This is a genomic window from Arthrobacter sp. DNA4, from assembly GCF_024362385.1.
Classification (GTDB): domain Bacteria; phylum Actinomycetota; class Actinomycetes; order Actinomycetales; family Micrococcaceae; genus Arthrobacter.
Genome location: NZ_CP101466.1, coordinates 3,638,568 through 3,663,921 on the forward strand (window position 1 = coordinate 3,638,568; position 25,354 = coordinate 3,663,921).

23 protein-coding genes and 1 pseudogene are annotated in these 25,354 nt (G+C 67.2%); 21 read left to right on the forward strand and 3 right to left on the reverse strand.

From position 1 onward, the window contains the following. Positions 1-194: 194 nt before the first annotated feature. From NMQ03_RS16845 to NMQ03_RS16885, 9 genes are all read left to right on the forward strand, one after another. Positions 195-917, forward strand: coding sequence for a VIT family protein (locus NMQ03_RS16845; RefSeq protein ID WP_255173135.1), 723 nt, complete (start codon positions 195-197; stop codon positions 915-917). Positions 918-1,139: 222 nt separating this feature from the next. After that, positions 1,140-1,964, forward strand: coding sequence for a cytochrome c oxidase subunit II (locus NMQ03_RS16850; protein WP_255175646.1), 825 nt, complete (start codon positions 1,140-1,142; stop codon positions 1,962-1,964). Positions 1,965-1,999: 35 nt separating this feature from the next. Then, entirely contained in the window at positions 2,000-3,733 is a 1,734-nt protein-coding gene (gene ctaD, locus NMQ03_RS16855; RefSeq protein ID WP_255175647.1) for a cytochrome c oxidase subunit I, read from the forward strand. Between the two features lie 195 nt (positions 3,734-3,928). After that, positions 3,929-5,077 (forward strand): zinc-dependent alcohol dehydrogenase, encoded by a 1,149-nt coding sequence (locus NMQ03_RS16860; RefSeq protein WP_255173136.1) that lies wholly within the window; start codon positions 3,929-3,931, stop codon positions 5,075-5,077. Positions 5,078-5,089: 12 nt separating this feature from the next. After that, the gene (locus NMQ03_RS16865; protein WP_255173137.1) at positions 5,090-5,668 is read left to right on the forward strand and encodes a hypothetical protein; all 579 of its coding nucleotides are present in this window, start codon (positions 5,090-5,092) and stop codon (positions 5,666-5,668) included. Between the two features lie 183 nt (positions 5,669-5,851). Next, positions 5,852-6,907, forward strand: coding sequence for an iron ABC transporter substrate-binding protein (locus tag NMQ03_RS16870; RefSeq protein ID WP_255173138.1), 1,056 nt, complete (start codon positions 5,852-5,854; stop codon positions 6,905-6,907). Between the two features lie 4 nt (positions 6,908-6,911). After that, entirely contained in the window at positions 6,912-8,501 is a 1,590-nt protein-coding gene (locus NMQ03_RS16875; protein WP_255173139.1) for an iron ABC transporter permease, read from the forward strand. Then, positions 8,498-9,655: an ABC transporter ATP-binding protein gene (locus tag NMQ03_RS16880; protein ID WP_255173140.1), complete on the forward strand. Its 1,158-nt coding sequence runs from the start codon at positions 8,498-8,500 to the stop codon at positions 9,653-9,655. Before NMQ03_RS16875 ends, NMQ03_RS16880 begins: the two co-directional genes overlap by 4 nt. 109 nt (positions 9,656-9,764) lie before the next feature. Continuing rightward, positions 9,765-10,025, forward strand: a complete 261-nt coding sequence (locus NMQ03_RS16885; protein WP_255173141.1) for a hypothetical protein — start codon at positions 9,765-9,767, stop codon at positions 10,023-10,025. A gap of 10 nt (positions 10,026-10,035) precedes the next feature. Here NMQ03_RS16885 and nhaA read toward each other — a convergent pair whose 3' ends face one another. Continuing rightward, positions 10,036-11,388, reverse strand: coding sequence for a Na+/H+ antiporter NhaA (gene nhaA / locus NMQ03_RS16890; RefSeq protein WP_255173142.1), 1,353 nt, complete (start codon positions 11,386-11,388; stop codon positions 10,036-10,038). A 234-nt stretch (positions 11,389-11,622) separates the two neighbouring features. Here nhaA and NMQ03_RS16895 point away from each other — a divergent pair, with 234 nt between their 5' ends. The 3 genes from NMQ03_RS16895 to NMQ03_RS16905 are packed head-to-tail and all read left to right on the forward strand — an operon-like array spanning position 11,623 to position 13,790. Next, positions 11,623-12,396, forward strand: a complete 774-nt coding sequence (locus NMQ03_RS16895; RefSeq protein ID WP_255173143.1) for a CHRD domain-containing protein — start codon at positions 11,623-11,625, stop codon at positions 12,394-12,396. Positions 12,397-12,418: 22 nt separating this feature from the next. Then, a complete protein-coding gene (locus tag NMQ03_RS16900) occupies positions 12,419-13,120 on the forward strand; it encodes a class F sortase (RefSeq protein WP_255173144.1) in 702 nt (233 codons plus the stop codon). 52 nt (positions 13,121-13,172) lie between these two features. Beyond that, a complete protein-coding gene (locus NMQ03_RS16905) occupies positions 13,173-13,790 on the forward strand; it encodes a hypothetical protein (RefSeq protein WP_255173145.1) in 618 nt (205 codons plus the stop codon). Here NMQ03_RS16905 and NMQ03_RS16910 read toward each other — a convergent pair. After that, entirely contained in the window at positions 13,787-14,467 is a 681-nt protein-coding gene (locus tag NMQ03_RS16910; RefSeq protein ID WP_255173146.1) for a PAS and ANTAR domain-containing protein, read from the reverse strand. The genes NMQ03_RS16905 and NMQ03_RS16910 overlap by 4 nt on opposite strands. A gap of 270 nt (positions 14,468-14,737) precedes the next feature. Here NMQ03_RS16910 and NMQ03_RS16915 point away from each other — a divergent pair, with 270 nt between their 5' ends. The 9 genes and pseudogenes from NMQ03_RS16915 (at position 14,738) to NMQ03_RS16955 (ending at position 24,390) form a co-directional block, all read left to right on the forward strand. After that, entirely contained in the window at positions 14,738-15,094 is a 357-nt protein-coding gene (locus tag NMQ03_RS16915) for a heavy-metal-associated domain-containing protein (RefSeq protein ID WP_255173147.1), read from the forward strand. A gap of 83 nt (positions 15,095-15,177) precedes the next feature. Continuing rightward, positions 15,178-17,328, forward strand: coding sequence for a heavy metal translocating P-type ATPase (locus tag NMQ03_RS16920; RefSeq protein ID WP_255173148.1), 2,151 nt, complete (start codon positions 15,178-15,180; stop codon positions 17,326-17,328). A 32-nt stretch (positions 17,329-17,360) separates the two neighbouring features. Then, the gene (locus tag NMQ03_RS16925; protein ID WP_255173149.1) at positions 17,361-17,831 is read left to right on the forward strand and encodes a hypothetical protein; all 471 of its coding nucleotides are present in this window, start codon (positions 17,361-17,363) and stop codon (positions 17,829-17,831) included. A 55-nt stretch (positions 17,832-17,886) separates the two neighbouring features. Then, on the forward strand, positions 17,887-18,519 hold the full coding sequence (locus tag NMQ03_RS16930; protein WP_255173150.1) for a DUF305 domain-containing protein: 633 nt from the start codon (positions 17,887-17,889) through the stop codon (positions 18,517-18,519). Positions 18,520-18,655: 136 nt separating this feature from the next. After that, complete coding sequence (locus NMQ03_RS16935; protein ID WP_255173151.1) at positions 18,656-19,372, forward strand: low molecular weight phosphatase family protein; 717 nt, start codon at positions 18,656-18,658, stop codon at positions 19,370-19,372. A 142-nt stretch (positions 19,373-19,514) separates the two neighbouring features. Further along, on the forward strand, positions 19,515-20,669 hold the full coding sequence (locus tag NMQ03_RS16940; protein WP_255173152.1) for an LCP family protein: 1,155 nt from the start codon (positions 19,515-19,517) through the stop codon (positions 20,667-20,669). A 165-nt stretch (positions 20,670-20,834) separates the two neighbouring features. Then, positions 20,835-22,513: pseudogene (locus NMQ03_RS16945) on the forward strand (alkaline phosphatase). Between the two features lie 172 nt (positions 22,514-22,685). Then, positions 22,686-23,477, forward strand: a complete 792-nt coding sequence (locus NMQ03_RS16950) for a histidine phosphatase family protein (protein ID WP_255173153.1) — start codon at positions 22,686-22,688, stop codon at positions 23,475-23,477. Further along, a complete protein-coding gene (locus NMQ03_RS16955; protein ID WP_255173154.1) occupies positions 23,461-24,390 on the forward strand; it encodes an NAD(P)H-hydrate dehydratase in 930 nt (309 codons plus the stop codon). The genes NMQ03_RS16950 and NMQ03_RS16955 overlap by 17 nt, the downstream gene beginning before the upstream one ends. 184 nt (positions 24,391-24,574) lie before the next feature. On the opposite strand, the gene NMQ03_RS16960 is transcribed toward NMQ03_RS16955, so the two are convergent. Further along, positions 24,575-24,997, reverse strand: coding sequence for an Hsp20/alpha crystallin family protein (locus tag NMQ03_RS16960; protein ID WP_255173155.1), 423 nt, complete (start codon positions 24,995-24,997; stop codon positions 24,575-24,577). Between the last annotated feature and the right edge of the window lie 357 nt (positions 24,998-25,354).

The following is a 25,354-nucleotide window of genomic DNA, read 5'->3' on the forward strand; positions in this document are numbered from 1 at the left end:
CTGCCCCTTCCGGCCTTGAAGTCGCAACACTCCCAGTGTTGATCTTCCGCGGCCCGCCCCTGCAGCGTCAGGGTCATAGGTCCCCGCGCATCGGCGGGCCCGGGACGCACCTCCGACGTGCCACTTCAAGCCTTTCGGGTAAGGGGATGCAAACCTTCGTGGCGCAGGGCGCGTGGCAGTGTTTTACTGCCAGCATGTCTGAAACCCTCAAGCTCAACCGCAATGAGCCCCACGACAGCAGCGTGGCTGCACGCCTGAACTGGCTGCGGGCCGGTGTACTGGGCGCGAACGACGGCATCGTCTCCGTCGCGGCAACCGTGGTGGGCGTCGCGGGCGTGACCAACGACCTGGCGCCCATCCTGGTGGCGGGCACCGCCGCTGTAGTGGGCGGTGCCGTGTCCATGGCCCTGGGCGAATACGTTTCCGTGAGCAGCCAGAGTGACAGCCAGCGTGCGCTGATTGAGAAGGAGCGCCAGGAGCTCCGGGACGATCCGGAAGGCGAACTGGACGAACTTGCCCACATCTACCAGGCGAAGGGCCTCAGCGAAGCCACCGCACGAACTGTTGCCGAAGAGTTGACGGCAAAGGACGCACTGAAGGCGCACCTGTCCGCCGAGCTGAACATCGACGAAGAAGAAGTGGTCAGCCCCTGGCACGCCGCCTTCGCCTCCGCGATCGCATTCACGGTCGGCGCCATCCTGCCCATGCTGGCCATCATTTTCCCGCCGGAGGAAGCCCGGATCCCCGTCACATTTGTTGCAGTCATCCTGGCGTTGGCCCTCACCGGGACCGTCAGCGCCAAGATCGGCGGAAGCTCCAAGCGCAAGGCCACCATCAGGCTGGTGGTGGGCGGGGCACTGGCGATGGCGTTCACCTTCGCGGTGGGCAGCCTGCTGGGCACCACCGGCATCGCCTAGCAGCCCGTCACTCCGCCCGTCCCACTGTCAGTCCGTACGGCCGCAAAACCCCTTCACATCAGCAACCTCCGCGCGTAGGGTGAACCACACAGCCGCTGGTCCTTCCGGGCCCGCGGTGGGCTCATGCAGTTGGGCTTCGGGAGCATGCCGGAGGGACCACAGGTGGGTAAGAGACCATTGAAGAACCGCGTGCGGCGCTTCGCGGCACTGGCCGCGGGCCTGATGGCCCTGCCCGCGCTGACCTCCTGCTCCGACCTGGTGTCCCGTGGCTTCCTTCCCGGTGCCCGTGACACCACCAACAACACCGAGCTGATCACGGACCTGTGGGTCAACTCCTGGATTGCTGCACTGGTGGTTGGCATCATCACCTGGGGGCTGATGATCTGGGTCATCGTGGCTTACCGGCGCAGGAAGAACACCGTGGGATTTCCGCCGCAACTGAGCTACAACCTCCCCCTGGAAGTCTTCTACCTGGCCATCCCGCTGATCGTCATCGGGGTCCTGTTCGTCTTCACGGACCGGGAGCAGCGGGCCATCGACGAGCGCTACCCCAACCCGGACGTGGTGATCGACGTCTTCGGCAAACAGTGGTCCTGGGATTTCAACTACGTCAAGGAGCAGGTCCACGAGGACGCCGGACAGCAGGCCCACCTGACCGGTGACTATGGCGCGCCGGACCGGCTGCCGACGCTCTACCTTCCCGTCGGCAAGAAAGTGGAGCTGCATCTCCAGTCCCGCGACGTGCAGCATTCGTTCTGGGTGGTGGATTTCCTGCAGAAGCGCGACCTCTACCCGGGCCACGAACAGTACAACCCGTACATCAGCATTACGCCCAACCGCATCGGCGAATACATGGGCAAGTGCGCCGAACTATGCGGCGAGTACCACTCCGAGATGCTTTTCAAGGTCCGGGTGGTCAGCCAGCAGGACTATGACAGCCACATCGCCGACCTGAAGGCGAAGGGAAACACCGGCAACCTGGGCACAGACTTCGACAGGGCGCCGATATCAGCCCCTGCACCGCAGGCCATGGAACCAGCACAGTAAAGGACGGCACTGTAATGACCACCACAGGCCAGAGAATGGGCGGAACTGCGGCCACGGCTGCGCCGGCAGTGGTCCGGCGCCCCAAAGGCGCTCTTGTGGTCAACTGGATCACCTCCACTGACCACAAGACCATCGGCTACATGTACCTGATCTCGTCCTTCGTGTTCTTCTGCGCGGGCGGGGTCATGGCGCTGCTCATCCGCGCGGAACTGTTCGAGCCCGGAATGCAGATCCTGCAGACCAAGGAGCAGTACAACCAACTGTTCACCATGCACGGCACCATCATGCTGCTGATGTTCGCCACCCCGCTGTTCGCCGGCTTCGCCAACGTGATCATGCCGCTGCAGATCGGCGCGCCCGACGTCGCGTTCCCCCGCCTGAACGCGCTGGCGTTCTGGTTCTTCCTCTTCGGCTCCACCATCGCCGTGTCCGGCTTCATAACCCCGCAGGGCGCTGCATCCTTCGGCTGGTTCGCCTACGCACCCTTGTCCAACACCACGTTCACCCCCGGCATCGGCGGTGACCTGTGGGTCTTCGGCCTGGCGCTGTCAGGGTTCGGCACCATCCTGGGCTCGGTCAACTTCATCACCACCATCATCTGCATGCGCGCCCCCGGCCTCACCATGTGGCGGATGCCGATCTTCACCTGGAACACGCTGGTCACGGCCATCCTGGTGCTGATGGCGTTCCCGCCGCTGGCCGCCGCCCTGTTCGCCCTCGGCGCGGACCGCAAGTTCGGTGCGCACATCTTCGATCCCTCCAACGGCGGCGCGATCCTTTGGCAGCACCTGTTCTGGTTCTTCGGCCATCCGGAGGTGTACATCATCGCGCTGCCGTTCTTCGGCATCGTCTCCGAGATCTTCCCGGTGTTCAGCCGCAAGCCCCTGTTCGGCTACAAGGGCATCGTGTACGCCACCATCGCCATCGCGGCCCTCTCGGTGACGGTGTGGGCCCACCACATGTATGTAACGGGCGCGGTGTTCCTGCCGTTCTTCGCGTTCATGACCATGCTCATCGCGGTGCCCACCGGCGTGAAGTTCTTCAACTGGATCGGCACCATGTGGGGCGGCTCCCTGACCTTCGAGACGCCCATGCTGTGGAGCATGGGGTTCCTGGCCACGTTCCTCTTCGGCGGCCTCACGGGCATCATCCTGGCCTCGCCGCCCATGGACTTCCACGTCTCGGATACTTACTTCGTGGTGGCACACTTCCACTACGTGGTGTTCGGCACCGTGGTGTTCGCCATGTTCGCCGGGTTCTATTTCTGGTGGCCCAAGTTCACCGGCACCATGCTCAACGAGCGCCTGGGCAAGATCCACTTCTGGATGCTGTTCCTGGGCTTCCACGCCACATTCCTGATCCAGCACTGGCTGGGCGTCCTGGGCATGCCGCGGCGGTACGCGGACTACATGCCGGAGGACAACTTCACCTTCATGAACCAGTTCTCCACCATTGGCTCCTACCTGCTGGGCGCGTCCCTGATCCCGTTCTTCTGGAACGTCTTCATCACCTGGCGGGCCGGGAAGAAGGTCACTGTGGACGATCCCTGGGGCTTTGGCGCATCCCTTGAGTGGGCCACATCCTGCCCGCCGCCACGGCACAACTTCACCTCCCTGCCCCGCATCCGGTCCGAGCGCCCCGCCCTGGATCTGCACCATCCCGAGCTGAGCATCCGGCTCCATCCCTCCGAGGACGCACCAGGGGAAAGCATCCTGGGGGCGGCGGACATCGGGGAACGCGACGTCCACGACCCCAACCCGAACAAGTAGCGGGCCTGGCTGTCGGGGCACCCCCCCTTCGCGGCCAGTCCCCCTATCCGGCGTCGCGCATCCCAAGCCGCCCACGTACCCTTGACCTCGTTCCCCGCGGATGGAAGCCTGTGAAGATCGCGGTGGGCCTCAAGCAACGGGGTTTGTTCCTCCCAGGGGCATTCCCACTGCCGGCCAAGCACAAAGGCGGCACGAATGCGCGCAATGGTGTACCGCGGCCCTTACAAGATCCGGGTCGAAGAAAAAGACATTCCCAAGATCGAGCACCCCAATGACGCGATCATCCGGGTGACCACCGGAGCCATCTGCGGCTCCGACCTTCACCTCTACCACGGCATGATGCCGGACACGCGGGTGGGCAGCACGTTCGGCCATGAATTCGTGGGGGTGGTGCACCAGGTGGGCTCCTCGGTGCAGAACCTGATCCCCGGTGACCGCGTCATGGTGCCGTTCAACGTCTACTGCGGCTCCTGCTGGTTCTGTTCCCGCGGCCTCTACTCGAACTGCCACAACGTCAACCCCAATGCGACGGCCGTGGGCGGCATCTACGGCTACTCCCACACCTGTGGAGGGTACGACGGCGGCCAGGCAGAGTTCGTGCGGGTACCGTTCGCAGACGTGGGGCCCGGCAGGATCCCGGACTGGATGGATGAGGAGGACGCCGTGCTGCTCACCGACGCCCTTCCCACCGGCTACTTCGGGGCGCAGCTGGGCGACATCGTGGAAGGCGACACCGTGGTGGTGTTTGGCGCGGGACCCGTGGGGCTGTTCGCGGCCAAGTCCGCCTGGCTGATGGGCGCCGGTCGCGTCATCGTCATCGACCACCTGGACTACCGCCTGGAGAAGGCCCGGGACTTCGCCCACGCCGAGACGTTCAACTTTGCAGAGTACGACGACATCGTGGTGCACCTGAAGAAGGAAACCGACTTCCTGGGCGCCGACGTCGTGATTGATGCCGTGGGGGCCGAGGCGGACGGAAACTTCCTGCAGCACGTCACGGCATCAAAGCTGAAGCTGCAGGGCGGCTCGCCGGTGGCGTTGAACTGGGCCATCGACTCGGTCCGGAAAGGCGGAACAGTCTCTGTGGTGGGCGCCTACGGACCCATGTTCAGCGCAGTGAAATTCGGGGACGCCGTGAACAAGGGGCTGACGCTGCGGATGAACCAGTGCCCGGTGAAACGGCAGTGGCCGCGACTGTTCGAGCACATCCGGAACGGATACCTGAAGCCCAGCGACCTGGTGACGCACCGGATCCCGCTGGAGCACATAGCCGAGGGGTACCACCTCTTCTCGGCCAAGCTGGACAACATCGTCAAGCCCCTCATCATCTCCGCCACAGCCTAAAGGGAGTGCACCATGACTGAACCGGCAACCCCATACATGGCAGGCAGGTCCGCCACCCCCGATGCCTCGGTGGCGCTGCGCGCCCGCATCCCGGGCTGGGGCGTTGATCTGGACCCAAAGGACCGGCCGTCGTTCCCCCGGGAACAGCCGGGCATCGCGACCGGAGCGCACTGGAAATTCCCGGACCGGCAGCCTGAGGACCAACCGCGTGAACGGTCCATCGAGCACGCCATGCTGACACCCGCTTTTGGCACGTCGGTCCCCCTCAAGGGGGCCTCCGGCGCCATCCGGCGGTACGCCTACGGGAGGTACAGCGAAGGCCGGGCGGCGCACTGGCTGTTGCTGATCGCCGCGGACCGCGTGGACGCCTGGGAAAACCACCTGGCGTCCTTCGCCTCGCTGCGCCCTGACAACCCTGTGACCGAAACGGGGATCGGCAGCGAGTTCTCCGGCCACGGGTTGGCGTCCCGGGCCGGACAACGGGTGGATGTGAACCACTCCTGGATGGACCCGGTGATCGTTGCCGGGCCGTGGGTACTGGCCGGGCTGGCCGGTGCCGCAGTGCTGCGGGCCGTCCGCCGCGGCCACTGATGAGAGCTCATAATTACGTCACGTCGTGGTTTCGTAATTGATGTGAACCTCGTCACTTAAAGCGCTTTCCGGCTTGGTGCTTAGGTTTGCCTACCCTACAGTTTTCCTGACATAGGCAACATTCGTGTTGCCTAATAGGACTTAGGTTCAAGCAGACTTTTTTCCCCACCGAAAGCAGCCTCAATGAAGATCCGCAACAGCGCGCTGGTAAGCATCGCACTCGCCGCCACCGCAGCTCTCGGCCTGACCGCCTGCGGCGGCGGCACTCCTGCCGGCGGCACCTCGTCGTCCGCCTCCAACGGCGCCGCCTCCGGCGGGATCACGGTGTACAACGCCCAGCACGAAAGCCTCACCAAGGAATGGGTGGACGCCTTCACGGCGGAAACCGGCATCAAGGTGACCATGCGCCAGGGCTCGGACACTGAGCTCTCCAACCAGATCATCCAGGAAGGCCAGGCCTCCCCTGCGGACGTGTTCCTCACGGAAAACTCCCCCGCGATGACGCAGGTTGAGAACGCCGGCCTGTTCGCGGACGTCAACAAGGACACCCTGGCCCAGGTTCCCGCCGAGTTCGCACCGTCCACCGGCAAGTGGACGGGCATCGCCGCCCGCTCCACCGTCCTGGTGTACAACAAGACCAAGCTCACCGAGGACCAGCTCCCCAAGTCCATGCTTGACCTGGCCAAGCCTGAATGGAAGGGCAAGTGGGCCGCATCCCCCACGGGCGCAGACTTCCAGGCCATCGTTTCAGCGCTGCTGGAGCTGAAGGGCGAGTCCGCCACCGAGGAGTGGCTGAAGGGCATGAAGGAAAACTCCAAGGCCTACAAGGGCAACAGCACGGCCATGAAGGCTGTCAACGCCGGTGAAGTGGACGCCGCCCTGATCTACCACTACTACTACTACGGCGACCAGGCCAAGACCGGCGAGAACTCGAACAACGTCACCCCGTACTACTTCAAGAACCAGGACCCCGGCGCGTTCCTGTCCGTCTCCGGCGGCGGCGTGCTCAAGTCCTCCAAGAACGCTGCCGCTGCGCAGGAGTTCCTGAAGTTCATCACGGGCAAGAAGGGCCAGGAAGTCCTCAAGAACGGTACATCCTTCGAGTACGCCATCGGCTCCGACGTCCCCGCCAACGACAAGCTGGTTCCGATCAAGGACCTGCAGGCTCCCAAGGTTGACGCCGCCAAGCTTAACTCCGAAAAGGTCACCGATCTGATGACCCAGGCCGGACTACTCTAATTCCGTGACCTCCGATCTATCGGCTCCCCCCAGGGCGGGCACGACGACGGCGGGCCGGGGCAGCAGCCCCCGCCCGCCTTTCGGCGTTTCCGCGGTGTCCGTCCTAGCGGTGCTGATCGCCCTCTTCTCCCTCGTCCCGCTGGGGTACGTGGCCTACATGACGGTGGCAACCGGGTGGGATACCGCCGTCGGCCTCATCCTGCGGCCCCGCGTGGGGGAACTGCTGCTGAATACCCTGCTCCTGATGGCCGCCACCATCCCGCTGTGCCTGCTGCTTGGCGTGGCGGGAGCCTGGCTGGTGGAACGGACCAGGCTGCGCGGCCACCGGGTGTGGGCCGTGCTGCTGGCCGCCCCGCTGGCCGTCCCGGCGTTCGTCAACAGCTATGCCTGGGTCTCGGCCATCCCGTCGCTGGGCGGGCTGGGTTCGGGGATCCTGATCTCCACGCTGTCCTATTTCCCGCTGGTGTACATCCCGGCCGCAGCCACTCTGAGCCGACTGGACCCCGCCATTGAGCAGTCCGCCGCAGCGCTGGGGCTCGGTGCCTGGCGGACCTTCTTCCGGGTGGTCCTTCCCCAGCTCAGGATTGCGCTGACCGGCGGGGCGCTGCTGGTGGGGCTGCACCTGCTGGCCGAATACGGCGCGTTCGCCATGATCCGGTTCGATACCTTCACCACCGCGATCATGACCCAGTACCAGTCCACCTTCAACGGCGCGGCGGGAAACATGCTGGCCAGCGTCCTGGTGTTCTTCTGCCTGCTCCTGCTGCTCGCGGAAGTCCGCAGCCGCGGCTCCGCGCGCTACGCCCGGATCGGCGCAGGCGTTCAGGCCAAGGCGCTGCGCCTGCCCCTGCACGCGTACCAGATCGCCGCCCAGATCTTCCTGCTGGCGCTGACCGCCCTGGCCTTCGGCCTCCCGCTGTACTTCGTGCTGCGCTGGATCCTGGTAAGCGGGGCGGACGTCTGGACAGCATCCGAATTCCTCCCGGCGCTCGTCGCCACGTTCAGCTACGGGCTCGCCGGCGCCGCTGCCACCACCGTGGTGGCTTTCCCCATGGCCTACCTCGCCGTGCGCCACCCCGGCTGGTTCAGCAAGTCCCTGGAACTGTCCAACTATGTCACCAGCTCCATGCCCGGCATCGTGGTGGCGCTGGCGTTCGTTACCGTCAGCATCCGCATGGTGCCCGGGATGTACCAGACCGCGGGGCTGCTGGTTGCGGCGTACGTGCTCCTGTTCCTCCCCCGGGCCCTGGTGAACCTGCGGGCCGGACTCGCACAGGCCCCCAAGGAACTGGACGAGGCCGCCCAGGCGCTCGGAAAGCCGCCGCTGCTGGCCTTCATCCGCGTGACCCTGCGGCTCACTGCCCCTGCAGCAGCCGGCGGGGCAGCCCTGGTGTTCCTGGCCATCGCCAACGAGCTCACCGCCACCTTGCTCCTGTCCCCCAACGGCACCAGGACACTGGCCACCGAGTTCTGGAGCAAGAGCAGCGAGATCGACTACGCCGGCGCCGCGCCCTACGCGCTGCTGATGATCGTGCTTTCCGCCCCCATGACCTACCTCCTCTTCCAACAGTCCAAGAAAGTAGCCGGACAGTGACAGCACCCTCAACCCGCAGGCTGCCCGAGCCCCGGGTGGCACCCTCCGTGGCCGCAACCACCAACAGCCACCTGCAGATCACGGACGTCACCAAGAACTTCGGATCACAGGCGGTCCTGAGGGGCGTCAACCTGTCGGTGGCCAAGGGCGGAACCACCGCCATCGTGGGCCCCTCCGGTTCGGGCAAGACCACCCTCCTGCGCCTGATCGCCGGGTTCGAACACCCGGACACCGGGACCATTTCGCTCAACGGCACCACCGTGGCCGGTGACGGTGCCTGGCTTCCGGCGCACAAGCGGCAGATCGGGTACGTGGCCCAGGACGGCGCCCTGTTCCCGCACCTTACCGTGGGCCAGAACGTTGCCTTCGGCCTCAACGCAGCCAGGCTCGAGGGCGGCCGCCGCGCCGTCACCGCCCGCGTGGCGGAGCTGCTGGAAATGGTGTCGCTGGATGCTTCCATGGCCAAGCGCCGGCCGCACCAGCTCTCCGGCGGCCAGCAGCAGCGGGTTGCCCTGGCCCGGGCGCTGGCCCGTGAACCGGAGCTGATGCTCCTTGACGAGCCGTTCTCCGCCCTGGACGCGGGGCTGCGCGTGGCCACCCGCCGCGCCGTGGCCAAGGTCCTGGCCGAGGCCGGCGTCACCACCATCCTGGTCACCCACGACCAGGCCGAGGCACTCTCCTTCGCGGACCAGGTGGCCGTGATGCGCGGCGGCAAACTGGCCCAGATCGGCAATCCCTTTGTGGTGTACACCCGCCCCGCGGACCGGGCCACCGCCGAGTTCCTGGGCGACGCTGTCATCCTGGACGCGTGGCTGGAAGGAACGCTGGCCACCTGCTCGCTCGGCGCGATCCCCGTGCGGCGGCCCCCGGCCCAAGGACGCGTGCAGCTGATGCTGCGGCCCGAGCAGATCCGCATCGCCGAGGACGGCCCCATCCGCGGCGTGGTGGTGGACACGGACTACTTCGGCCCCGAAACCACCGTGCGGCTGAAGCTGAACGTGCCAAAGGAAGTGGCGGAGCACGCCGACCACCGCTACCCGGGCGGCGGCGAAGTGATCACCATCCGGCACTGGAACGCCTCGATCGCCCGTCCGGGCATGGAGCTGTGCCTGCGGGTGGTGGGCGAAGCCGTCGCGTTCCCCATGGACGAGTAGTCCTCCCCAGCCACACGTGTCACAGAAAAAACACCGGGCGGAAACACTGCGGCAACCTGTCCACGGCAAGCTGGGCTTACGGGGATACAACAGCAGGAGGCAGCCCATCATGGAGGCACAAGGACTTGGCACCGCCCAGCTCCGCATCGGGGACCAGATCGAGGCGTGGCACCGGGGCAGGCTTTTCCACAAAGGCCGGGTGACCGACGTCGTCCCGGCCCTGGAACTCTTCTGGATCCTGGACGCCCGGACCGGCACGCGCAAGCTGCTGGACCCGGAGGCCCTGGAGATCCGCCACGTGGACCCTCCGGTCACGCTGGAGGTTTCAGCCAAACCCCAGCCTCCGGCCAAGCCCCTCGCCACCGCCTAGCGCGGGAGCGTCAGGTGCGCTCCTGGTAGACGTCCGGGACGCCGTCGTGGTCAGAGTCCACCTGCTCCAACTCTTCAGCGATCCGGTACTGGCGGTTGCGGGTGCGCAGGACAGCCGTTGCCAGCAGCGCGGCGATCAGTGAGGCGGCCAGGATACCCACCTTGGCATGGTCGTCGTGGAGGCTGCCGTGGCCGAAGCTGAGCTCTGCCACCAGCAGGGAGACGGTGAATCCGATCCCGGCCAGCAGCGCAACGCCGAACACGTCGATCCACTTGAAGGAGCTGTCCAGGGAGGCCCTGGTGGCTTTGGTCAGGATCCAGGTGGTGCCCATGATGCCGATCGGCTTGCCCAGGACCAGGCCCAGGATGATGCCCAGCGCCACGGGATCGGACAGTGCTGACCCCAGGCCCTCCCAGCCGCCCACGGTCACGCCGGCGGAAAAGAACGCGAAGATGGGAACGGCCACGCCGGCGGAGATGGGCCGGAACCGGTGCTCGAAAATCTCGGCAAGCCCGGGGCCGGCTTCGGGGCCGCCGGAGGCCTGCGACCGGATCACGGGAACGGCGAAACCCAGGAGTACGCCGGCAACGGTGGCGTGGATGCCCGACGCGTGCACCAGGGCCCAGGTCACGCCACCCAGCGGCAGCAGGATCAGCCAGGCAGCGGCTGCGTGGCGGCCGAAGAACCGGCGGTACTTCTGGGCCAGGAAGGCGTAGATGGCCAGCGGGATGAGCGCCAGGAGCAGCGGGGTGGCCTGGATATCGCTGGAGTAGAAGAACGCGATGATGGTGATGGCGATGAGGTCATCCACCACGGCCAGCGTCAGCAGGAAGATCCGCAGGGCGCTGGGCAGGTGCGAGCCGATGATGGCCAGGACGGCAACGGCAAAAGCAATGTCCGTTGCCGTGGGAATGGCCCAGCCGCGGAGCGTTTCCGGACTGGAAAGATTGACGACGGCGTAGATCGCCGCCGGGACGGCCACGCCTCCCACGGCGGCCGCCACCGGAACTATCGACTTGCTGATTTGGCGCAGGTCACCGGCCACGAATTCGCGCTTGAGCTCCAACCCCACCAGGAAGAAGAAGATGGCCAAGAGGCCGTCCGCCGCCCACGCCCCGAAGCTGAGTTCCAGGTGCCACGGTGCGTAGCCCACCTTCAGGTCCCGGAGGGCAAAGTAGCTGTCCGACGCCGGGGAGTTGGCCCAGATGAGCGCGATAACGGCAGCAGCCACCAGGAGGGCGCCGCCCACCGTCTCCTTGCGGAGGATCTCACCGATCCGCAGTGCTTCGGCGTAACTGCCGCGGGAAAAGACGGTGGAGCCAAAGAACGTGTTCCGGCGTGGGGTGGGCGGGGTCGTGTTCATGCGGGCGTCCTTAAATCCGGGTTCGACAAATCCATGCCGACCAGACTTCCCGGCGCACCTTTCGTCCATTCTACGGGGCGTGGCAGCTGGCCCCTAAATAGCGACTCCGGCAGAAATATCAGGTTTTTGTGGGGCAGTTCACAGAAAGACCCATCCTCGAACACCTGTGGCACCGAACCATTAATGTCCCTCATCCGGGGCAAACCGTCACACGCATGAGGAGAATGCTTTCCGATGAACAAGACACTTCGATTCCTCGCAGTTCCCACCCTGGCCCTGGGTGCCCTTGCCCTCTCCGGTGGCCCCGCCTCCGCAGCTGACCACACCTACCAGTCCACCTTGTCCCAGATCAACGGCAGCTCGGCCTCAGGCACCATCACCGTGGATGTCACCGGCAACCAGGCCCACGCCGTCCTTAAGGTCTCCGGGCTGGCACCGACCTTCAACAACGCCCCTTACCCGCACGTGCAGCACATCCACGGCGGCGCCCAGGGTACGTGCCCTGCACCGTCGGCCGACAAGGACGGCGACGGGGTCGTCTCCACCACCGAAGGCGCGCCGAGCTACGGCGGGATCGTGACCACCCTCTCCACCAGCGGCGACACCAGCCCCGCCGCGGGCCTTGACCTAAAGCTCGCCGGCCAGGGAGCCAGCTATACCGTTGACCGCACGTTCGACCTCAACGCCGAGACCAAGGCCGCGCTGGAAGCCGGCACCGCGGTGGTGGTTGTCCACGGGCTGGATCCCGCCACCCTCAGCCCCGCCGGGCAGGCCGCCAAGTCCGACCTCGTTCCGAGCCTCCCACTCGCCGCCACCTCTCCCGCCCTGTGCGGCACCCTGAAGGCCGGCCAGATGAAGATGCCGGCGGGCGGCGCCGATACGGGTGTAGCCCAGCAGGCGGGCGGCGTTGATGCCGGCACCCTCGCCCTGGGCGGCGGCCTGGTCCTGGCAGCAGCTGCCGGCGGGGCCTACGTGGTCCGCCGCCGCGGTTCCGGTTCAGCAGCCTAAGTCCGGCCGGCTGGACCACGCTGTGTTCTTCCTGAATTCCGGCAGCCGTGGGAGCCTCAGGGCTCCGGCGGCTGCCGGGCTTCTCTTCCTGCTCACCTTGGCAGGCTGCGGCACCGTGCCCGGAACGTCCGACGCCGGCCCTGCCCCTTCGACGCCCACCCCTCCCTCCAGCGTCACGGCTCCGTCCGTGTCCGGCGCTTCGCCGCCGTCGTCTGCACCCGGCGGCCCGCCGGCAGAGGCCGCACCTGCCGCCGTCGGACATTCCCTGCCGCGGTCCGAACCCGTGGTCCTGGACATTCCGTCGATTGGCCTCCGCACCGATTTGCTCAGCCTGGGCCTGCGCACAAACGGGTCTCTGGAGGTACCGGAGGACACTGGCAATGGTGCCCCCGCCGGCTGGTACAACGGCTCGCCAACTCCGGGAGAGCGCGGCCCGTCGGTGATTCTCGGTCACGTCAATGCCCTGGGCGGCCACAAGGGTGTCTTCGCCGACCTCCGCAAACTCGCGCCGGGATCCGACGTCAATGTCGCGCGGGCCGATGGCAGCACGGCCACCTTCACAGTGGAACGCGGCGCCCTCTACAGCAAGGACAGTTTCCCCACGGTAGAGGTTTATGGAAATACGGCAGGCCCGGAACTGAGGCTCATCACGTGCGACGGCTATGACCCCGCCACCGGCCTCTTCGATGACAACTACGTTATTTTCGCCAAGCTCAAAGCCTGAACGGACAGCTCACAACCGGCCGCCACAACATGACGGCAAGGATGGATAAGTCATGAAGAACCGCGTTCCCCTGCTGGTGCCACTGGCGCTGTCCCTGCTGCTCTCGGGTTGTGCCGCAGCGGCGGGATCAACAGGGCCGTCGGCGCCGGCTGAGTCTCCTGCCCCAGCGGGACCGGCCGCGGGCGGGCATGCTTACCACCACGGCAGCGCTACTGCCTCCCCTCCAGCAAGCACCGCAGGTCCCAGCGAAGCCGCCAAGATGGTGTGTGGCGACCAGCCGATGGACAGGCTCACCACCATCCTGTCGCTTAGCCAGAATCCGCATACCGTCAGCAGCTGGGCCAACAGCACCTTCACGTGCACCTATCACCTGCCTGAGGGCGCCCTGATAATTTCGGTGCAGGAAGCTCCTGACCAGGCGAAGGCACAGACATATTTTGATGCCATGCAGGCACTGGCCACTGATGCCACCCTCATTGAGGGGCTGGCCAACCTGGGTTTCCCCGCTTATGAGACCGCAGGATCCGCGGTCTTCCAAAAGGACAATTTTGTGCTGCAGGTGGACGCGTCCGCGCTTCCGGCCGCAGTGGGCCCACATGCCATTAGCCCCAACGAGTTGGCCTATCAGCTGTCCACCACCATCCTGGCGTGTTGGGTGGAGCACCACTAACCGGCCCGGCGGCCTCCGGCATGGGCCGTCCGGCTGTGCAGCTGGATGGCCCGCACGGCACGGTCCAGGTAGGTACGCGCCTCCGGGGAATTGGCAAGCTTCACCAGTTCCGCCGCCACCACCACCAGTTTGACGTTCCGGTGGCTGCTGGTGCTCACCAGCATCTGGAACGCGTCATCGGAGCCAAGCTTCAGCTGGCCCATAAGGATCCCTCGGGCCTGGTCAATCACTGTGCGGGTTGCCGTGGCGCCCGCCACCGCCTCCTTCGCTGTTTCTTCGGTTTCGCGCTGCAGCGTCCGGCTGAGGTCCACCGTCACGCCTTCGAGCGCCACCACCGTCCCGTCCGGGCCGAGGAAAGCCTCGCCGGAGGTCAGCACGCGACGGGTCCTGCCGTGCGCGTCGACCAGCCGGTGGTACATGCAGAAGAACCCGCCGGTGGTGGACACCTGCGTCACAATTTCCTCGCACCGCCCCCGGTCATCGGGATGCTTATGGGCGAAGAGCAGTTCCATCGTGGGCACGACCTCGCCACGGCGGTAACCGTGCAGCCGGTACATCCCGTCCGACCATTGGAAGGTTGGGCCTGCCGGTCCGATGTCCACCCTGAAGGTGCCGGCGTCACTTTCGCTGTCCCCGAGGGCACTCGAATACGTGTACAGGTCGCTGAGCTCCGTCACAGGTCCACCTCCCGCGGATACGCCAACCCCCAGCGGGCCTGCTCTGTCCTCGCTCCTTCCAGTATGGTCGCCCGCGACAACAGAAGGTAGTGCGGGAGGTCCTATGGAAGTCCCGGTGAAAATACACTATGGCGCTTGACTCGCATACCCCAGGGGGGTATATTGGCGGTGTTGTCAGTGAAGTGGTATGTCCCGGCCGGTGCCTGCACCGGCTTTTCACAGCCGTTCAACCCCAGCGCCCCTTGATTCCCTCAACGGATTGGAACTGACATGAACACCGGGAACCGTCCCCAGCTCCCCCTCGCATCCTCCGGCTGCAGCTGCTGCGCCCCCGCCGGCGCTGCGCAGCCGTCCAGCACCCTGCCCGCATCTGCCGCGAATGACTCCCCTGCCGGCGTCGTCAATGCCCCCGCCGATTCGTCCGCCCAACGGAACTACGCGGTGGCTGGCATGACCTGCGGGCACTGCGTCCGGTCCGTCGAAACCGCAGTGTCTGCCCTTCCGGGCGTGACCTCGGCCTCGGTGGACCTGGTGCCCGGCGGCAGCTCGCGGCTGGCCGTCACCGGCTCGGCGCATGCCGCCGACATCCGCCAGGCCGTAACTGACGCCGGTTACACCCTGGCCTGAGACAGGCCGCGCTTTGGGCGCGGCCCCTACATTTTCCGCAGCCCCGGTATTGACGGGCAGCGACTGCCTCCGAAGGAGGAGTAATGCACGACCATCACGACATGCATAATGAGGGCGTTCCGGACTACCACCAGCCGCCCAGCGGCACGCTTACCGAGCCGCCGGCCCACGGTGCCGCATATCCACAACACGCCGGACACGCAGAGCACGGCATCCAGGGCGACGACGACCACACCGTCCACACCCACGGCCAGCACGCCGGGCACAGCACTGCCATGTTCAAGAACAGGTTCTGGCTGACCCTGGCCTTGGCCGTTCCGGTGGTCTACTTCAGCCCCATGATGGGCCACCTCCTGGGCTACATGCCGCCGGAGTTCACCGGTTCCGCCTGGATTCCGCCGGTCCTGGGCACCGTCATCTTCTTCTACGGCGGCCAGCCGTTCCTCAAGGGCGGCCTGCAGGAGCTGAAAGACCGCACGCCGGGAATGATGCTGCTGATCGCCATGGCCATCACCGTGGCGTTCGCCGCGTCCTGGGTCACCAGCCTGGGGATCGGCGGCTTCGACCTGGACTTCTGGTGGGAGCTGGCGCTGCTGGTGGCCATCATGCTGCTGGGCCACTGGATTGAGATGCGTGCGCTCGGGTCCGCGCAGGGCGCGCTCGATGCCCTGGCCGCGCTGCTGCCGGACGAGGCTGAACGCATCACGGACAACGGCACCGAAACCGTTCCCGTGTCTGAACTCAGCCCCGGGGACCTGGTCCTGGTCCGCCCCGGCGCCCGCATGCCGGCCGACGGCAGCGTGGTGGAGGGGCAGGCCGAATTCGACGAGTCCATGATCACCGGCGAATCCAAGACCGTGGCCCGCGGCGCAGGGGACACGGTGGTGGCAGGAACGGTGGCCACGGACAGCAGCGTCCGCGTCCGGGTCACCGCCGTTGGGGACCAGACCGCACTGGCCGGGATCCAGCGCCTGGTGGAGGAAGCACAGGCCTCGTCCTCACGCGCCCAGGCCCTGGCAGACCGCGCCGCCGCGTTCCTCTTCTACTTTGCCGCCGGCGCCGGCGTCCTGACCTTCATCGCCTGGACGCTGCTGGGAAGCGTCCCTGACGCCGTCACCCGCACCGTCACCGTGCTGGTGATCGCCTGCCCCCACGCCCTTGGGCTGGCCATCCCACTGGTGATCGCCATTTCCACGGAACAGGCCGCCCGTGCCGGGGTGCTGATCAAGAACCGGATGGCCCTGGAGCGCATGCGCACCATCGACGTGGTCCTGTTCGACAAGACCGGCACGCTGACCACCGGCGAACCGGAACTAAAGGACGTTGCCGTAGCTGACGGAGCGGACGCCGACGCCGTACTCGCACTCGCCGCCGCGGTGGAGTCCGACAGCGAGCACCCTGTCGCCAGGGCCATCGTGCGGGCCGCCAGGGCACGGAACCTGGCACTGCCTGAAGCCACCGGCTTCGCCTCGCTGACGGGCCGCGGCGTGCGGGCCAGCGTGGACGGCCGTACGGTGCACGTGGGCGGGCCGGCGCTCCTGCGCGAACTCGGCGTCGTCGAACCTGACTCTTTGGCCGCCAGTACGCGCACATGGATGGACCGCGGCGCCGCCGTGCTGCACGTGGTCGACGGCGGCACTGTCCTGGGTGCCGTGAGCATGGAGGATGCGGTGCGGCCGGAGTCACGGCAGGCCGTCTCGGCCCTGCAGCGGCGCGGCATCAAGGTGGCCATGGTCACCGGGGACGCGCACCAGGTGGCGCAGGCCGTGGCCGCGGACCTGGACATCGATGAGGTGTTCGCCGAGGTCCTGCCCGCCGACAAGGACAAGAAGGTGGCGGAGCTGCAGTCCCGCGGGCTGAAGGTGGCCATGGTGGGCGACGGCGTCAACGACTCCCCTGCCCTGGCAAGGGCCGAGGTGGGCATCGCCATCGGCGCCGGAACCGACGTCGCGGTGGAATCCGCCGGTGTGGTGCTGGCCGGAAACGATCCGCGTGCCGTCCTGTCCATGCTGGACCTGTCCCGCGCCAGCTACCGGAAGATGTGGCAGAACCTGGTGTGGGCCACCGGCTACAACGTCCTGTCCGTGCCACTGGCCGCCGGCGTGCTGGCCTTCGCCGGGGTGGTCCTCTCCCCCGCGGCCGGTGCGGTGCTGATGTCCGCCTCCACCGTGGTGGTGGCCCTGAACGCCCAGCTCCTCCGCCGCCTGAAACTGAACCCGTCCGAGGCACGTTGAGCACTGCAGACCGATTGGAAGGAGGGACCGCCATGACCACCCGAGCCGTGGCGTCCCTCTTCCGCCGAGCCTGGCTGTTCGCCGCCGCCCTTGCCGTCATCGCAGGGCTGCTGGGCATGCACGTGCTGACTTCCGGGCACGCCTCGCACGGTGCCGTATCGCAGGGCGAAATGGCCCCGGGCCCGATGCCGCATTCGGCAGCTGCCGGGCATACCGTCGTCGCGCATTCTGCCGGTCCTGATCATGCCGGCCACACGCCGGCCGCCTCCGCCGCGGACATGCAGGAGCTTGCCTCTTCGGCCTGCGGTGGTTCCTGCCCGGGGGCACAGGAATCGGGGGCGCCCTGCGTCCCATCGGCGCCCAGCGGCCCTGTCACCCTTTCCCCGCCACAGGCAACCCTGGCCGTCCTGCCGCTGCTGCCGTCAGCCAGCAGGCCCGGCGCGGCTTACGACTACCTGCCGCCCAGCCCCACGCCCTGCGACCTGTCCATCAGCCGGACGTAAAGCGGACTGCGCCTCCCATCACGGCCCAGTTCCACTACATCCCTGAAGGACAACCATGAACACCACTTTCAAGACCCTTTCCATTGCTGCTGCCCTGGCAGCTTCTCTCGGCCTCGCCGGGTGCGCCGCCAACGCCGGCTCCGGCAGCAGCATGCCCATGGACCACGGCAGCTCCGGCGCCATGTCCAGCAGCATGCCCAGCGCCGGCAACCTGCCCAGCGCAGGTGACGACCATAACCAGGCGGACATCATGTTTGCCCAGATGATGATCCCCCACCACTCGCAGGCGGTGGAGATGAGCGACATCGTCCTGGCCAAGTCCGATGTGCCGGCGGAGGTGACCGCGCTGGCCACCAGGATCAAGGGGGCACAGGCACCGGAGATCAAGCAGATGACCGGCTGGCTGTCGGGCTGGGGCGCGCCCACCGCCATGAGTGACCACTCCGGTCACGGCATGACCGGGATGGTGGACGATGCCGGCATCGACAAGCTCAAGTCAGCCAGCGGGACCGAGGCCGCGAAGCTGTTCCTGGAGCAGATGATCGGCCACCACGAGGGCGCCATCAACATGGCACAGCAGGAGATCAGTGCCGGCAAGTCCCCGGAAGCGGTGAAGCTGGGCCATGACATCGTGGACGCCCAGCAGGCGGAGATCACCCAGATGAAGCAGCTGCTGGCTGCGCTGTAGCCGCACGTCCGCGGACCAGCGAATATGGACGGCGCGGCGGCGGTCCCCGGGAGACCGCCGCCGCGCCGTTGCGTGTTAAGTTGAAAGGCACGGGCCCGAGCGGGTCCGGCACCAGCTGGGAAAAGAGAACATCTCCTTGGACACTTCCGCGCCAGTACGAATCCTGACTGTCTGTACCGGGAACATCTGCCGGTCGCCCGTGGCCGAGAGGCTGCTGCAGGCGGGGCTGGACCAGGTGGTACCGGGTGGTTTCCAGGTGGCCAGTGCAGGAACCCGGGCGCTGGTGGGCGAGCCCATGCAGCCCATTTCGGCGGACATCGTGCGGACCTTTGGCGGGGACCCGGAAGGGTTCGCGGCGCGGCAGCTCACGCCGAAGATCCTGCGTGGCGTGGACCTGGTGCTCACCATGACCTCAGGGCACCGCGGAGAGGTCCTCCAGCTGGACGCTTCCCTGCTTAAGCGGACGTTCACCATCCGCGAGTTTGCCCGCATGGTCGACGTCCTCGACCAGCGGGCGGCTGCCGGGGACAGCCAGCGGGCGGCTGCTGCAGGCAGCCAGCCCGCCGCCGTCGTATCCTCCGCCGACGCGTCTTCCCGGGACGCCGCGTCCGGCACGCAAGGGTCCGACGCCGATGGTGGGCTCGCTGCCAACGCCGCCTTGTGGCGGGGGTTGCCGGCGCGGGCCGCCGGGGTGCGTCACCTCTCGCTCCCGGCGGACGCGTCGGATAACGACATCGTGGACCCGTACCGCCGTGCGCCGGAGGTCTACCGGGAGATGGAAGACCAGCTGGCCCCCGCGATCATCTCCATCCTGCGCCACGCCCGCCTCAACTTCCCGGCCGGCGGGCAATAATCCCTGCAGCGGAAGGGCCTTACCGCAACTCCATGGCGACCAGGGGAGGCCTTTCCCAGGTGACAGTTTGGATACTCCTGTAGCCAATTGGGGCCTGGGGGACGGACACTGATCCCACCAGTCACAATGAGGTGGAGGCGTCATGAGCATCCCAGGCGGTTCTGATCCATCCGGGCCCGGCGGCGCCGGAAACCCCAACCCCCGGCAGCCGGGCCCAGCCGGTACCCACCGTCCTGCCTGGATCGTTGCCCTTGGCCGTCGCCGCTGGATCGCAGCCCTGCTGGCGCTGGTGCTGGTGGTGGCCGCGGGCATCGCGGTCTTCAGCCTGAACCGGGCTTACCAGGAAGCGCAGCCTGCAGCCACCCAGACCCAGTCGCCCAGCGCGACCCCCACGCCGACGCCGACTCCCACGGCGTCCGAAACTCCCCCGCCGGCGCCTGCTCCACCGCCGCCACCTGCGCCGATCCCGGACCTGCCCGCGGCCCCAATGAACATCCTGGTCATCGGCAGCGACACCCGCGATGTCCCGGCCCGCGAGGCCGCAGCCCATACGGCAGCCACCGGTGAACCCCAGGACCAGCGGGCGGACACGCTCATGGTGGTCCACGTTCCTGCCGACCGGCGGAGCCTCTACCTCATCTCCATCAACCGCGACAACTGGGTGGACATCCCCGGGTTCGGCAGCGCCAAGATCAACGCCGCGCTGCAGTACGGCGGCATTGACATGCAGACGGCCACGGTCCAGCAGCTGCTGGGAATCACCATCGACCACACGCTGATGCTCGATTTTGGCGGGTTCAAGATCCTGGTGGACGGTCTGGGCGGGATCGACGTCAATGTCCCGATCGCCTTCCAGTCCACCATCGACACCCAGCATGTCTTCAGCGCCGGCGTGAACCACCTCGATGGCCAGGCTGCGCTGGAGTTCTCCCGCGAGCGCCATGCCTTCACAGACGGCGACTTCCAGCGTGTCCGTGACCAGCAGATCATGCTCCGCGCCATCCTGGGCCGCCTCACCGCGGGCGGTGCCCTCAATGACGTGAATGCGGTGCGGTCGCTGGTCGATTTTGCCTCCTGCTGCCTCACGGTGGACAGGGGCTTCGATCCCATTCAGGCCGCAATGCTGGCCTACAGCCTGCGGAACCTCGATGTGAACGCCATCGGCACCATGACGCTTCCGACGACGGGCTCCGGCTTCGTGGCCGGGCAGTCCGTGCTGTTCCCGGACTACGGGGGCATCGCGGCGGTGGGCGCGGCCCTGCGGGAGGGCCGGATCGCGGACTTCGCGAAGCCGTAGCCGGGCGGGGCGCCCATATAAGATTTCGCGGCGCAAATTGCTTTCCGCGGCCCACATGTCAGGGGCCGCAGGGAACGTGCGGGGCGCGGGTATATTTGCGCGTCGTACACCCCGGGTTCACCCGGCCGCCGGAATTTGTGTGCCGGCCCGGGAAAGCCTGAGGACATGACTGAGTCCTCCCAGGCAGGGGTTTCCCGCCGCACCATCGTCAAGAGTTCCGTCCTCGCCGCCGCGCTGGCATCCGTGCCTGCCGCCAACGCTTCGGCAGCGACCCAATCTCCCGCGGCGTCGCGCTGGTCCGCAACCGGCTCACCCTGCCCAGCGGCATCGCCACCGGCGACGTCACCTCCGATTCCGCCGTCCTCTGGTCCCGCGCCTCGGGCGCCGGGCGGATGACGGCGGTCCTCCGGGCAGTGGACGACGGCCAGGTCCTGCGCGGGCGCGGCGCCTTCGAGCGGGTCCTCCGTGGGCCCCGGGCCACCCAGGCCTCGGACTTCACCGCCAAGATCCACGCCGGGAACCTGCCCTCCAACACCCGCTTCGCGCTGGAAATCGGCTTCGAGGACGACGGCGGCGTGGCGAGACGGTCAGCGGCAGCTTCCGCACGGCGCCGGACGCCGGGACGGTCAACGGCAGGGGCCGCACCGGCGGGACCAGCAACGGAGGCGAGGTCCCGGCGTCGTCAGCGCAAAGCTTTGTGTGGACCGGTGACACCGCCGGTCAGGGGTGGGGCATCAACGAGGAGATTGGCGGCATGCGCGGCTACCGTGCCATGCACCAGACCCGCCCGGACTTCTTCATCCACTCCGGCGACACCATCTACGCCGACGGCCCTATCGCCGAAACCGTGGTGGAAAAGGACGGGCAGGTGTGGCGGAACCTGGTCACGGAAGAGGTGTCCAAGGTTGCCGAGACGCTCACCGAGTTCCGCGGCCGGCACCGCTACAACTCCCGGGACGCCAACATGCGGGCCCTGTTCGCGGACGTGCCGGTGATCGCGCAGTGGGATGACCACGAGACGCACAACAACTGGTACCCCGGCCAGATCCTGGATGACTCCCGCTACACGGTGCGGGACGTTAACACCCTCGCCGCCCGCGGCCGGCAGGCCTGGCAGGAGAACATGCCCATCGCGGACAGCTCGGCCATTTGGCGTCCGGGAACATTCGACGACGCACGTACCAGTAGCCCGCATCTACCGGAAGATCTCCCGCGGCCCGCAGCTGGACATCTTCTGCCTGGACATGCGCACCTACAAGTCCCCCAACACCGACGGCAAAGAACCCTACGCCACCGCCATCCTGGGCCAGGAGCAGGTGGACTGGCTGGTCAGCGAGGTCAGCAAGTCCAAGGCCACCTGGAAGGTGATCGCCAACGACCTCCCGCTGGGCGTCGTGGTGCCGGACGGCCCGGTGAACGAGGAGAGCCTGTCCAACCGCGACGCCGGCGCCCCCTTGGGCCGTGAACTGGAGCTCGCCGGGGTGCTGAGTGCCTTCAAGCGCAACGGCGTGAAGAACACGGTGTGGCTCACTGCTGACGTGCACTACTGCGCCGCCCACCACTACTCCCCCGAACGGGCTGCCTTCACGGACTTCGACCCGTTCTGGGAGTTCGTGGCCGGTCCCATCGCGGCGGGATCGTTCGGCCCCAATGCGATGGACGGCACGTTCGGCCCCGAGGTGGTGTTCTCCAAGACCGGGCGCTTCGCCGGCGAGTCCCCCCGCGACGGCGGGAACCAGTTCTTCGGGCACGTCCAGCTGGGTGAGGACAACAGCTTCACGGTGAGCCTCCGCAACGCCAACGGCGGCACGGTGTTCACCAAGGTCCTGACGCCCGAGCACTGACTTCGGTTCCATCCCCTGCTGTTGCGATGGCGGCGGCGGCCCGCGCACCCACGGTGCCCTGCCGCCGTCGTCCGTTATTTTCTGCCGCCCCCTGGGTACGCCGTTGGTAGTGTTCCTGCATTCGGCACGGCATGTGGCGGTGTTATTTGCTCGGCGAGGACGGGGTGGTTTTGTGAACGGCGGATCTTCGAACGACGACGGCCTGACGGAGGCGGTCCAGGAGGCCGGGGCGGTGGAGCTGCTGCTGATCCGGCATGGCGAGAGCGAAGGCAACGTTGCGGCCACCGAGGCGCGTGAGGCCGGCGTGGAGGTCATCCAGGTTCCCGCCCGGGACGCGGACGTGGACCTCTCCGGAACGGGCAGGGACCAGGCCAAGGCGCTGGGCACCGCGCTGGCGCGGATTGCCGGGGAGTTCCGCCCGGACGCAGTGGTTTCCTCCCCCTATGCGCGCGCCCGGCAGACGGCTGAGATTGCGGTGGAAACCGCCGGCTGGCCGCTGGAGGTGCGCATTGATGAGCGGCTCCGCGACCGCGAGCTCGGCATCCTGGACCGGCTCACCCGCCTGGGCGTCGAGAACCGCTACCCCGAGGAATCCGAGCGCCGGGAATGGCTGGGCAAGCTGTACTACCGGCCGCCGGGAGGGGAATCCTGGGCCGACGTGGCGCTGCGGCTGCGGTCGGTGCTGGCGGAACTTAACAACCTGGGCACCGGCCACCGCGTGATGCTGGTGTGCCACGACGCCGTGATCATGCTGTTCCGGTACGTGCTCGAAGGACTCAGCGAAAAGGAACTCCTGGACCTCGCGGCCACAGAAGCCATCCTCAACGCCTCGATCACCCGGTTCGTCCGGCCCTCCGGGGTGGGGCCGTGGACGCTGGAAAGCTTCAACGTGGCCGACCACCTGGCGGAGCAGGGCGTTGCTGTCACCGAGCACGCGGGAGACACCAGTGTCCGGCCGCGGTGACCCCTCCGGCGCCACCTTGGTAGCGCCGTCACTCCTGCGCGAATGGCCGCTGCCGGCGCCGGGCGCGGACAAGTATTCACGCGGGTCGGTGCTGGTGGTGGGCGGGGCCCGGGCCACTCCCGGCGCTGCACTGCTGGCCGGGGTTTCGGCCCTGCGCGCGGGGGCCGGGAAGCTCACACTGGCGGTGGCGGAATCGGTGGCCGTGCAGCTGGGGGTTGCTTTGCCGGAGTGCGGCGCCATTGGCCTGCCGGAAACCCCGGGGGGATCCGTCAAACCGGAGCTGGCGCCAATAGCCTCCTACCTGGACCGGGCGGACGCCCTGCTGGTGGGGCCCGGACTGGATGATCCGGACCTGGCCGGCGAACTGCTCGAGGCGCTGCTGGAACACGAGGCAAGCCGTGACGGCAGCTCCGATCCTGACGGCACTGAAGGACCCGCCATCGTCCTCGATGCCTACGCACTGGCCGCCCTGGTGCACCTCGAGGACCAGCTGGACCCCTGGCGCGGCCGGCTGATCCTCACCCCGAACCCCACGGAAGCGGGGATCCTGCTGGGACGGGATGTGGAGGACCTCGAAAAAGACCTCCCGGAGATCTCCGCGAAGTTCGGCGCCGTGGTCAGCTGCCAGGGGCTCATCACCCAGCCGCCCGGGCTGGAGCCGGACGAGCCCGAACTGTGGAAAATCACCACGGGGTACGGCGGCCTGGGCACCTCCGGCAGCGGCGACGTCCTGGCCGGAGCGATTGCCGGGCTCCGGGCCCGCGGAACCACCGGCGCCCAGGCGGCCTGCTGGGGCACCCACCTGCACGCGGCGGCGGCTGACCGGCTGGCGAGCAGGCTGGGGCCGCTGGGATTCCTGGCCCGCGAACTCGCCGAGGAACTGCCCGCCCTGATGCTGGAACTCAGTGTCTGACGCAAGGCCCCGGCGGCGGGACCCGGACGCGTGGATGGCCCCCGGCCGAAGCCGGGGGCCACCGTGGCGGGAGGTTAAGGCCTACGCTGCCGATGCGCTGTCTGGCGCTGTGGCGTGCACAGAATGGCGATTCGCCCCGAAAAGGCAGCCAACAGATGTGCCCGTCTCCCGGTCCTGTGTGAAACTAAGCGGCGATTTCCTGCTTTGCCCCCTTCGTTTCGATCTCGATCTTGCGCGGCTTGGCCTTTTCGGCGACCGGAATGCGCAGCGTCAGGACTCCTGCGTCGTAGCTGGCCTTGACATGTTCGGTGTCCAGGGTGTCGCCAAGGATCAGCTGGCGGCTGAAGACGCCGCGCGGCCGTTCAGAGGCGACCAGTTCGGTGTCCTTGCCCGCCGGGTCCGGGCGTTCGGCCCGCACCGTCAGGACATTCCGTTCAACGTCCAGGTCCACCGAGTCCACCGAAACGCCGGGCAAATCGAAGGCCACGACGAATTCCTGGTCCTCACGCCATGCATCCATCGGCATCGCCGCCGGGCGTGCAGCCGTGCCGAGGACCTGCTGGGCCAGCCTGTCCAGCTCGCGGAACGGATCGGTTCGCATCAACATGGCTCTCCCTCCTCGTAAGAGATGGTCCAACACAGTTTCCGTATCAGCCGATCTGTAGTGGCTGATATAGATTTTGTAGCACTGCAGCAGCAAGTCTGCAAGGGCTTGCGGCAGCGGATTCCGGTGGATTTCCTGCCCCTGCCCGGGCACGGAAAAAGGGCCTTCCACCTGCGCACGCGCAGCCGGCAGAAGGCCCCTTTTAAAGTTCGCGGTCAGTCCCTGGTGGGGTCCGGACGGAGCGGAGCAGGGCCTGGATCCGGGACGGGCAACGGGCCCGGGGGCGCCGGCGCAGGGAACGGATTCGGGGACGGCGGGCCGGGCGGCCGTGGCTGGGTGGGGTCCGGGGACGTGGGCTCC